Source organism: Vibrio sp. 10N.261.51.F11, from assembly GCF_041471665.1.
Classification (GTDB): Bacteria; Pseudomonadota; Gammaproteobacteria; order Enterobacterales; family Vibrionaceae; genus Vibrio; species Vibrio crassostreae_C.
The window spans coordinates 68,661-78,753 of record NZ_JBFROW010000039.1 but is presented as its reverse complement, the minus strand read 5'-3'; the positions used below and the strand labels follow the sequence as shown (position 1 = coordinate 78,753).

Sequence of the window (10,093 nt, the reverse complement as noted above, 5' to 3'; positions counted from 1 at the left end):
CTAATTAAATGGGGGATTAATTGGATATCAAAAAATTAAATCTAGTTAAGTTTACGTTATTTAAACTTCGTCAATATATTTCCAATACTAAATTGAATTAAATCACCAATTAAATTTATATGGTGATCCAAACCTTTAGTTTGACCTATTTTGGTTAACCAATAGTCCATTAATTATTAAAATTGGTCATGTACTTATTATTATACTAACAATAGGATCGTGACCATGAAGCGTCTTACCCTGACACCTATAGCAATCGCGTTGCTTCTTGCAGGATGCAACTCATCTGATAGCGACAATAACTTCCAACAACCCCAAGTTCACTCTCGTGTTCATGATGTATTGAACGTTGAAGGTTACCAATTCCGAGATTCTAACGGCAATGGAACACTTGAACCCTTTGAAGACTGGCGATTATCTCCAGAAGAGCGAGCAGCAGACTTGGTTAGCCGCATGACGCTAGATGAGAAAGCCGGCATGATGCTCATTGACACCTTAAACTCGTCCAAAGGTGGGCTCGTTAGTAGTAAAGGACAAGACATGATTGGCGATGCCCAAATGACGCGCTTTATCTTCCGTAACAGCGTAGTTGAAACACCTACCAATGCGCCTGATTGCGATTCAGGCCGTTCAGGTTGTCAGATAACCCCAACAGAAGCTGCCCAGTTCATGAATAGTGTTCAAGAACTGCGTGAACAGACGCGAATGGGTATCCCCGCTCTATTCAAATCCAATGCTCGTAACCACATAGATCCATCAGCTAAAGCAGGGATCAACGTTTCTTCAGGTGCCTTTTCTGCTTGGCCTAAAGAGGCAGGTTTAGCAGCCACTCGCGACATGGATTTAATCACTGAATTTGCAGGTATCATGAATGAAGAATGGTCTTCAATTGGCCTACGCAGTATGTACGGATACATGATGGATTTGGCGACAGAACCTCGTTGGTACCGAGTACACGAAACCTTTACCGAAGATGCAGATTTAGCGTCTGACATTATGCGCTCACTTATCAAAGGGTTGCAGGATGGCGGTGAGGTCAACGAAGACAGTATCGCGCTAACCATCAAACACTTCCCTGGTGGCGGTCCACAAGAAAACGGTGGTGACCCACATTATGACTTCGGTAAAAACCAAGTCTATCCAAAGAACAATTTTGATTACCACCTAAAACCGTTTATTGCTGCGATTGAGGCTGGCGCTTCTTCAATCATGCCTTACTACGGCATCCCTGTAGATCAAAAGTGGATGCCAAACGATGTTGGTATGTCCTTCTCAAAAGGCATTGTTACCGACCTTCTCAGAGACGAATTGGGCTACACAGGTAACGTGAACTCAGATACCGGCATTATTGGCGATCGTGCATGGGGTGTGGAACACAAAACGATTGATGAGCAGGTTGCCATGGCGGTCGAAGCTGGAGTCGATGTTCTTTCAGGTTTCCATGATAAAGAAGTCATCGTGAAACTCGTGGAAAAAGATCTGCTTACCGAAGAGCGTGTCGACCTATCAGTCACACGCTTACTTGAAGAACAATTCAAGCTTGGCCTTTTCGAAAACACTTACGTTGATGAGAAAAAAGCCCAAGAGATTTTAGGCAACGAGAAGTACCAAGAACGCGCTGATTACGCACAGAAAAAGTCTGTCGTATTACTTCAAAATACCAATAAGACTTTACCTCTAGCTGAATCAACCGCACAAAATCCTGTTGCTCTGTATGTCATGGGAATGGACGAAAACATTGCAGGAGACGACAAGTACAACTTTACCGTGACTTCCGGAGATTACGAAGCGGGAGAAACGCGTCCACCAGTACCAGCCGATACGGACTATGCGGTTATTCGTGTTCGCGTATCTAACGAAGGCTCAGATCCTGATCTTATCTTTGGTGGCGCGAACCCAGATGAACTCGATATTCTTGCGTTCAGTGAAATGGCTACAGCTGCATCTTGGCATATTGAACCAAGCCTAAGCGACATTAAAGCCGTTATGAACGAAGTGGGCGCTGACAAAACGGTATTGTCCATCAACTTTAGACAACCCTTCGTGCTAGACGATCAAAGTAATCTTAAGCAAGCCGGTGCCGTGATCGCCACATTTGGTGTCTCGGACAGCAACCTAATGGAAGTACTTTCAGGCAACTTTGCTCCTCAAGGAAAACTGCCATTTGCTTTAGCGAACAGTGCCCAAGCCATTCAAAACCAAGACTCAGACTACCCTGGGTATGATCAAGCCGACACCCTTTACCCGTTCGGACATGGTTTAAGTTACGAATAATATTTGAGCTAATTCAGGCAGTGTTGAGCACTGCCTTTCCTTCTTAGATACCAAGGACAAAGTCATGGAACATATCTTACAACTGGGTTGGGATGATCACGCTATTCCACATAAAATCTGGATAGAACAATACTACGATGGGTGTCGTATCTGCTTGAAAGTCGTAAAAGACGTTGAGCCAGAAATGCTCTCATTGATTGTTCCAAATATTGATGTGCAAACCACTCATAAGGCGTGGCAAGGCAAAGCGACGAACATTACACCAGCCTATGATGACGGCGTGTTGTTCACTCAAACTCGCTCGCTATTCAATTTGCCTCATGGCTGCGTGATTTGGGCGGTAACACATATCCAGATGCAAAACGGCTTAAAAATGTCGGCAGACAAATTGTGCTTCGTACCAAAATACAGCAATCAAGATTCTTGTTTTAAGGTTCCAGCATAACGTAACAACAAGCCGAGTCGCTTATCCAACTTGGCGCTAATCTGCGAAGAACCATAAAAAAGGCCAGCGTATACACGTTGGCCTTACTTCTGTCTGTCATCAGGATTAAGCACTAATCAATCAACACCAACGAATCGATGGCATTGGATTCATTTAGATATCTCATTCTTGGCGGGCATTTGGCACCCGTAATAAGACAATGCTCATTCTAAAAAGACGAAATAAATTTAAAAAAACTTATTTCGCCGTTTTGATCATCGTAGCTCGCGGTTTACAGCTGAGGTTCTTGGGTCTTATTGACTATGAGGTCGCGAAGCCATTTGTGGCTTGGTTCAGAATCAAAGTAACGGTGCCAAAGCAAAAACAAACCACCGGGAACCAACTCAATAGGAATCGGCTTCATCACCAGTTCGCCACTCTCAATATAGTCACGAACCGAGTTGTACGGATAACACATCAGCAAATCGCTTTGTTTGCACAGCTTTACTGCGCTGGTGATGTCCGACACGTTGGCGGCTTTGTTAATTTGAAGCTGTTTGGCTTGCAAGATTTCCAGTAGCAACCAGTCGCCAACGCCACCGGTCACCAACTGAATATGACGGTATTTAAGGAAGGCTTGCAGATTCCACTCTTCTTGAAGTACTGGGTGATCATTTCGCATCAAGCACACAGAGTAATCTTGCAGCAACTCGACGTGGTTTAGCTCGGCAGGGATATTTTGAATGTGGGTGCTAGCCCTTTCATCGAGCTCAAAAATTCCAATCCCGAAATCGACCTCACGCTTTAGTAAGCGCTTAAAGGTTTCGCTGCTCCAAGTAGTGCTGTTTACCGTAATGTTCGGCGCATCTGCTAGCGCGTTAGGCATAAATTTAGGGTAAATCGCGGTATAAGCGGTTTCAACAAGATCGATATTAAAAGTACGTTCGCTGTCTTTCGGCTCAAAAATGTCCGGCACGGTTAGCTGTTCAACTTGCAGAAGGATTTGATGAATTTTAGGCGCTAAAGAGGTGGCTTTCGGTGTTGGAAACAGGCCTTTTGACTCACGTTCAAACAAAGGGTCGTCAAACAAAGAACGCAGCTTAGTGAGTTGTTTACTCACCGCAGACTGACTAAGGAACAATCGCTCTGCCGTTTTGCTCACGCTGCGCTCTTCAAGCAACACGTGTAAACACAGCAGCAAATTCATATCACATTTGAGTAAGCTTTTAACATCTACCATGATATTCCTTAGATTCAGATTAATGATGACTTTATGTCACTTTAAATCATATCACAAACTTGTTAATTTAAGCCCATGTAACCTATGAGTTAATAACTCAAAAAATAATAGACCTAAGGAATACTCATGAACTTTCTAGCACTCCCTAAGATTGATCTGCACTGCCACCTAGACGGAAGTGTTCGTCCAGACACCATTATTGATCTGGCGAAACAGTACGGAATCGAACTTCCAGAAGACCGTGAAGCGGTAGTAAAGTCTCTAACAGTGCCTGAAGATTGCAAAAACCTTGATGAGTACCTAGCTTGCTTTAGCCTGCCACTGCAAGTGATGCAAACGGAAGAAGCGATTGAGCGTATCTCTTTTGAGCTTTACGAAGACGCAGCACTAGAAAACGTTAAGTACCTAGAAGTTCGTTTTGCACCGATTCTTCACGTAAACAAGGGCTTGTCTCTTGATGCAATCATCGCAAGTGCGGTTAAAGGCATGAAGCGTGCAGAAGAGAAATACGACATTAAGGGCAACTACATCATGTCTGTACTTCGTATGTTCCCGAAAGACTCAATCAAAGATGTAATCGACGCTGGTAAACCATACCTTGGTAAAGGCGTGGTTGCGTTTGATATTGCAGGCGGTGAAAAGCCGGGCTTCTGCGCTGAATTCCCTGAGTACACGCAATACGCTATTGAACAAGGCTACCGTGTGACGGTTCACGCAGGTGAGCAATGGCATGGTCAGAACGTTTACGATGCAGTCACACTGCTTGACGCTGAGCGTATCGGCCACGGTGTCCACATCCAAGGTAACGAAGACGCGTACAACATCGTTAAAGAGAAGCAGGTTGCGCTTGAAACTTGCCCAACAAGTAACGTGCAAACTAAATGTATTCACAAATTCAGCGACCACCCAATTGCTGAATTCAAGAAAGACGGCATCGTTGTAACGATCAACACAGACAACCGCACTGTGTCGAACACTACCATGACCAACGAAGTAAAACGTGCGTGTGAAACATTCGGTCTAACAAAAGAAGATTACGTAGAAATCTACAAGTACTCTGTAGAAAGTGCGTTTGCTTCAGACGAAGTGAAACAGCACCTAATGGGTTTCGTTGAGCAAATCTAATTTGAGCAATCTTGATTGCTAAGTAGAAAAACAGGAAGAGAAAGGCTTAGGCTTTTCTCTTTTTTTATGTCCAATTATCCGTATTCTAATATCGATGTTGACGAATGGGATGCAAACAATGAAAACAGAACTCGAGAAAATGCTGTCCGGTGAGATTTTTGATGGCGCAGACCATGAGGTAGACCACATGCGCACTCACGCCAGCAAGGCGCTATCAGACTTGAATCAATGTTCAGACGATACTCAACTACCAAGTCTTCAGGCTAATCTGTTTGGTAAAGTAGGAAGCAGCGTTGTCCGTCCTCCTTTTCATTGCGAGTTTGGCAAAACCATCGAGATCGGTGACGACACCTTTATCAACATGAACGTGGTGATGCTTGATGGCGCGAATATCAAGATTGGTAACAATGTATTGATAGGGCCAAGTGCCCAGTTTTACACAGCCTCCCACTCACTGGATTATCTCAGCCGCCGTAAGTGGGAAACTTTCTGCCTACCTATCACAGTCGAAGACGATGTGTGGATTGGTGGAAACTCGGTCATCAACCAAGGCGTGAAGATTGGGGCTCGCTCGGTTATCGCGGCGAACTCTGTGGTCAACAGCGATGTACCGCCAGATTGTCTATACGGTGGCACTCCAGCCAAGTTGATTCGGCATTTGAATGCCGAACAAACTCGCGATTAAACAAGAAAGCGCGTATCCAAATCTAAAAAAGAGCGATGTTTCAATAGCATGGCTCTTAATCTAATTATCAGCGTTGTTTTATCGCACGCTTGTTCACCGCGAATTTGAAGCACGACAGCCGCAACTAAAACCAGCGCTGATATAGTCAAAAACAAGAATGCAACGATAGACTTAGGTGGGTATCTTTTCATTTTCTACACCCTCAAATTTTACTGCTCCATAAAGCAAAAAACCCAGCGAAAAATCGCTAGGTTTCAAATATAAAAAATGAGGTAATACAAGTTTACTTCAGCGGGTCATTGTCCGGCAGTGCCTTATGAAGCCAGAGTGCTAAACGCTTCTTGATGTTCGCGCCATCAAGCTTATCGTCCGGTAACGGTGTGATCTGATTGACTTCAACAAGGAACAAGTACACCGCTTTAACCTTTATCGGTTGGGATGAATTTGGCAAATCAAAACCTTGTAGCTTAGCCATCTTAAAACCGACTTCAACTGCTTTTTTTACCAGCTTATCTTCATTAATGATCTTCGCGGTTTTCGACATATCATCTCCATCATCTTTATCGAGTGAATACTGAGTATATCAAACCGAAAAACTCACAAGATTACTTCGATCTCAATTTGAGGAGTCGCTTTGATAAATAACATAAAACGAATAACAGGCTCTAGGATGACTCTAATTCGCTTGATAGTTACGCCACCAATACCTGTACGCAAACGGTCTTTTAACAGAACACTCAATAAATGAGATCTTAAGTCAAAAAACAAAAAGTCGAATAAGATTTGACTTAGTATTCCAAAGAATACGGAATATTATGATGTTCATTTTGAAAGTTAAAATTCAATAAAAGATCAATAAACTGCTGTTATTTAACTAGTTTAATACTAATTCGACTTAGATCATATTTACAACCAATTGTAACCAAATGTTATTTACAAAATACTCATTAAGAAAATAGAATAAAACCACTAATTTTATACTGGTGTTGAAAATGCGTTACCTCTGGGCTTCATTCTGTCATAAAAATCCAATTCCGGGTCGAATTGTTCATATCCTTGTTATGTTGATAGCGCTAGCTTCTATCACCATTCCATTGATTTCAAAAGACGCCACAACCATCTTAACTTCACTGTGTGCTGCTCTAGTCTGTTTCGTCGTTTTTGTCTTCTTTGCGCTCGCCGACAAAATGCGCTCAGGCATGCATTAATCAACCAATCAGTTCTCTATCACCAAGCATTCTCTTTTTAAAAATTCATTATAAAATGCTGGTTACCAAATACGGAAAAGCCCAAAGTTATTAGCTTTGGGCTTTTCTTCTATAGCGAATTCTTACATATTCCAAATAGCCTGTAGTTAGAAATTACAGCTATCAATCAGGCATCACCACAATACCCATGCTTTCAAGCAGTTGTTCTTGTTGCCAAGCAACGATTTTAATCCCCGATGTGTCTACCTTGCGAGGATCTAACCCTTCTAATTCAGCATGGCATAAATTAGCACCTTGCATACTAAATTGCCCCCATACATCTTCCGAGAACACGCCTCGGCTAAGATCGGACTCTTTTAGTGACGCTCCGCCAAGGTAAGTACCTATCCAGCGGTTTTCAAATAACTCACACTTCTCTAAACAAGCTTGCTCCAAGTTGGCGTATGACAGGTTACAGCCCGTAATATACGCGGAGCAAAAATACATTCTATTGCTTACCTGGTTGGCAAAGTTAGCACGAGTAAAGTTCGCCCCTTTCAGGTCACAATCACGTAACTCAATACCGTAGCAATTCGCGTTGCTAAAATTCGCCATCGCCAACTGACAGTTCTGAAAACTTGCATCACGCAAATCTGCAACATCGAAGTGGCATCCCTCAATATCGCCTTGTTCGATAAACTTACAGTTAATAAACGTTGCATCACGTAAGTTCGAACGTCTGAAATCACAACGGATAAACGTACAGGCTGTAAATGTAAGCTCTGATAAGTCTTGCTGAGCAAAATTGTGGTGATGATAAGTGCTGTTATTGGTGTCCATTTAGCCCCCTAAAGAAATTAAGCTAAGACTACCATTGCGATCTTAAGAAAACACCAAATTAAAAACGAACAAAAACAGCAACTTAAAACACCCAAATTTAGCCATTTTAAGGCACCAAACAGGCCCTTTAAGGTTGTTATTTTCGATTTATAGGATGTGCTTATCTTGAAAAAAGTTTTGTCGCTTAGAAGTGCCAATAAGAGAAAAAGTTACTTTGACGAAACGAGTCAATTATTGACCGCGTCCTAACGCGCTAGACTGGACGGTTGGTATGTTGCTCGTTACACTATTCCTCATTCTCAGCATAAAGAGTAAAAACAATGAAAGACATGCGACAAGCTATGCTCGATGCAGGATTTAGCCTTATTAATGAACACGGGTTTGCTGGTGTTGGCCTGATGAAGATCATCAACCAAGCGGAAGGCACGAAGGGTTCTTTTTACCACTACTTTAAATCCAAAGAGCACTTTGGTGAGATCCTTCTTACTAACTACTTTGATGAGCATCTCGCTAAGCTGGATGACTTTTTAAGTGATGAATCGCTTTCTCGTCGTGACCGCGTTAAAGCCTATTTCGAGTTTTGGTGTGCGTCGAAACTGACTGAAGACTTCAATATCCAATGTCTTGTTGTAAAACTGGCGGGAGAAGTATCTGGGTCTGCAAACCCGTTGCAATCGACCATGGCAGAAGGCGCAGAAAAGATAATCCTGCGTATGGCAAAGCTGTTTGAAGAAGGTAATGCCGATGGTGATTTCACTATCGCAGAGCCAGAATCGCTATCTCGAACGCTTTATGGCTTATGGCTAGGCTCAACGCTTATGGCCGCTATGCAGCGTAACCGTTCGATTCTAAACAATGCCATGGATGAGACCATTCTTGCCATGATCTCGGCACAAGAATCGGCTGACTAAATACCCCCGTAACCAGAAGCCAAATACCAAATACCAAATACCAAGAGGCTCGCACAATTTAGCGAGCCTTCTATCTAACTTAAATCTTGATTGAATCCATTCACGCCTACTCCATTACCCCAGACGAGACGCAATATTATTGGCTTTGAATAAGTCCTTAATAACAGGGTCGATATGCTTGAAGAAGCTCAGCCAACCTTCACACAAGTAATTTAGCCCTGCTTCGCCATCTCGGCTTGTGATGATACGGTTTTTGGGGCATTCGCCATGGCATGCAAATTTAAACTCACAGGCTTGGCATTGTTTCGGCAGAGACTTCTGTTTGGCGAACCCAAAACTCTGCTGCTTTGGCGAAAAGGCTAAAGTTGAAAGTGCTTGTTCCTGAATATTACCTAACTGAAATTCAGGAAATACATAATGGTCACATGAGTACACATCGCCATTGGGCTCAACCGCTAACCCTTTGCCGCAGATCTCACTCAGCGTGCACATGGTACTTTCTCTGCCCATCCATACGCCGACAAAATTTTCAAAGTACGGCACTAATACCCGACCAAAATCATGTTCGAACCATTCGTCAAAAATGGTAGTGAGGAACTCTCCCCATTGTGCAGAATCGACACTCCAAGCCTCAACCTCACCTGATACGGGAATGATCGCTTGTTGGTTGCTCAACCATTTATTGTTGGTATGAGCCTCACGCTTATCGACCACAGGAATAAACTGCAACTGCTTCGAACCCACTTCATCACGCAGAAAACGATAGACCTCTAGTGGATACTTACCTGTCACATCATTCACGCAGCTTAAGGTCGCGAATTCGACGTTATGCTGCTTCAAGTAGTGAATACCACGCATTGTTTGAGAAAAAGTGCCTTTGCCTGCACGGTTGGTTCGGTAGTGATTGTGTAAGTGCTCTGGGCCGTCAATACTCACACCAATGATAAAGTCATTCTTTTTGAAAAACTCACACCACGCATCATTCAGTAACGTGCCGTTGGTTTGAAGATCGTTGCTGATCTTACTGTGGTTAGGACAATATTTTTTCTGCAGCTCGACGACTTTTTGAAAGTACTCAACCCCCAACAACGTAGGCTCTCCACCGTGCCAAGAAAAGATGATTTCAGGCGTATTCTGCCCTTCTATGTACTGCTTGATATAACGCTCTAACATAACTTCATCCATCGTATATTGAGAGCCTTTTGGGTATTCAAGCAGCTGTTGTTTTTCTAGGTAATAACAGTAGGTGCAACTGATATTACACACCGCCCCAATGGGTTTTGCTAACGCCTGAAGTTTGCTGTGTGCTTTGCCATTGAACTGCGGAACTGAACTCAAATTTGATAGCGATAATGTCGTCATGGAGAGTGCCTCGATGTAAAAGTTATTGTATTAGCCAAAACAATT

11 protein-coding genes are annotated in these 10,093 nt (G+C 43.0%); 6 read left to right on the top strand and 5 right to left on the bottom strand.

From position 1 onward, the window contains the following. Nucleotides 1-225: 225 nt before the first annotated feature. Together AB4351_RS14230 and AB4351_RS14225 are read left to right on the top strand one after the other, a co-directional pair. Entirely contained in the window at nucleotides 226-2,274 is a 2,049-nt protein-coding gene (locus tag AB4351_RS14230) for a glycoside hydrolase family 3 N-terminal domain-containing protein (protein WP_102398630.1), read from the top strand. A gap of 64 nt (nucleotides 2,275-2,338) precedes the next feature. Next, a complete protein-coding gene (locus AB4351_RS14225; RefSeq protein ID WP_017057786.1) occupies nucleotides 2,339-2,719 on the top strand; it encodes a hypothetical protein in 381 nt (126 codons plus the stop codon). Nucleotides 2,720-2,990: 271 nt separating this feature from the next. Here the strand turns inward: AB4351_RS14225 and AB4351_RS14220 are convergent, their stop codons facing one another. After that, the gene (locus tag AB4351_RS14220) at nucleotides 2,991-3,938 is read right to left on the bottom strand and encodes a LysR family transcriptional regulator (protein WP_017061092.1); all 948 of its coding nucleotides are present in this window, start codon (nucleotides 3,936-3,938) and stop codon (nucleotides 2,991-2,993) included. A gap of 126 nt (nucleotides 3,939-4,064) precedes the next feature. On the opposite strand from AB4351_RS14220, the gene add reads away from it, so the two are divergent. Both add and AB4351_RS14210 read left to right on the top strand, forming a co-directional pair. Next, a complete protein-coding gene (add, locus tag AB4351_RS14215; protein ID WP_372126354.1) occupies nucleotides 4,065-5,063 on the top strand; it encodes an adenosine deaminase in 999 nt (332 codons plus the stop codon). Between the two features lie 118 nt (nucleotides 5,064-5,181). After that, a complete protein-coding gene (locus tag AB4351_RS14210) occupies nucleotides 5,182-5,748 on the top strand; it encodes a sugar O-acetyltransferase (RefSeq protein WP_372126352.1) in 567 nt (188 codons plus the stop codon). Here the strand turns inward: AB4351_RS14210 and AB4351_RS14205 are convergent. Then, entirely contained in the window at nucleotides 5,745-5,939 is a 195-nt protein-coding gene (locus AB4351_RS14205; protein WP_017072485.1) for a hypothetical protein, read from the bottom strand. The genes AB4351_RS14210 and AB4351_RS14205 overlap by 4 nt on opposite strands. 92 nt (nucleotides 5,940-6,031) lie before the next feature. After that, nucleotides 6,032-6,292, bottom strand: coding sequence for a DUF5062 family protein (locus AB4351_RS14200; RefSeq protein WP_017061084.1), 261 nt, complete (start codon nucleotides 6,290-6,292; stop codon nucleotides 6,032-6,034). 448 nt (nucleotides 6,293-6,740) lie between these two features. On the opposite strand from AB4351_RS14200, the gene AB4351_RS14195 reads away from it, so the two are divergent. After that, on the top strand, nucleotides 6,741-6,956 hold the full coding sequence (locus AB4351_RS14195; protein WP_029235681.1) for a hypothetical protein: 216 nt from the start codon (nucleotides 6,741-6,743) through the stop codon (nucleotides 6,954-6,956). 162 nt (nucleotides 6,957-7,118) lie between these two features. Here the strand turns inward: AB4351_RS14195 and AB4351_RS14190 are convergent, their stop codons facing one another. Then, nucleotides 7,119-7,775: a QnrS family quinolone resistance pentapeptide repeat protein gene (locus AB4351_RS14190; RefSeq protein WP_017070122.1), complete on the bottom strand. Its 657-nt coding sequence runs from the start codon at nucleotides 7,773-7,775 to the stop codon at nucleotides 7,119-7,121. Between the two features lie 320 nt (nucleotides 7,776-8,095). Between AB4351_RS14190 and AB4351_RS14185 the strand changes: the two genes are divergently transcribed. Next, nucleotides 8,096-8,686 (top strand): TetR/AcrR family transcriptional regulator, encoded by a 591-nt coding sequence (locus AB4351_RS14185; protein ID WP_372126350.1) that lies wholly within the window; start codon nucleotides 8,096-8,098, stop codon nucleotides 8,684-8,686. A gap of 114 nt (nucleotides 8,687-8,800) precedes the next feature. On the opposite strand, the gene AB4351_RS14180 is transcribed toward AB4351_RS14185, so the two are convergent. Next, nucleotides 8,801-10,048 (bottom strand): anaerobic sulfatase maturase, encoded by a 1,248-nt coding sequence (locus AB4351_RS14180; protein WP_372126348.1) that lies wholly within the window; start codon nucleotides 10,046-10,048, stop codon nucleotides 8,801-8,803. Nucleotides 10,049-10,093: the final 45 nt, after the last annotated feature.

Bases quoted from the DNA above. Each gene is read 5' to 3' on its own strand.
- add (WP_372126354.1), top strand. From the start codon at position 4,065: ATGAACTTTCTAGCACTCCCTAAGATTGATCTGCACTGCCACCTAGAC.
- AB4351_RS14190 (WP_017070122.1), bottom strand. From the start codon at position 7,775: ATGGACACCAATAACAGCACTTATCATCACCACAATTTTGCTCAGCAA.
- AB4351_RS14220 (WP_017061092.1), bottom strand. From the start codon at position 3,938: ATGGTAGATGTTAAAAGCTTACTCAAATGTGATATGAATTTGCTGCTG.
- AB4351_RS14225 (WP_017057786.1), top strand. From the start codon at position 2,339: ATGGAACATATCTTACAACTGGGTTGGGATGATCACGCTATTCCACAT.
- AB4351_RS14210 (WP_372126352.1), top strand. From the start codon at position 5,182: ATGAAAACAGAACTCGAGAAAATGCTGTCCGGTGAGATTTTTGATGGC.
- AB4351_RS14230 (WP_102398630.1), top strand. From the start codon at position 226: ATGAAGCGTCTTACCCTGACACCTATAGCAATCGCGTTGCTTCTTGCA.
- AB4351_RS14185 (WP_372126350.1), top strand. From the start codon at position 8,096: ATGAAAGACATGCGACAAGCTATGCTCGATGCAGGATTTAGCCTTATT.
- AB4351_RS14195 (WP_029235681.1), top strand. From the start codon at position 6,741: ATGCGTTACCTCTGGGCTTCATTCTGTCATAAAAATCCAATTCCGGGT.
- AB4351_RS14180 (WP_372126348.1), bottom strand. From the start codon at position 10,048: ATGACGACATTATCGCTATCAAATTTGAGTTCAGTTCCGCAGTTCAAT.
- AB4351_RS14205 (WP_017072485.1), bottom strand. From the start codon at position 5,939: ATGAAAAGATACCCACCTAAGTCTATCGTTGCATTCTTGTTTTTGACT.
- AB4351_RS14200 (WP_017061084.1), bottom strand. From the start codon at position 6,292: ATGTCGAAAACCGCGAAGATCATTAATGAAGATAAGCTGGTAAAAAAA.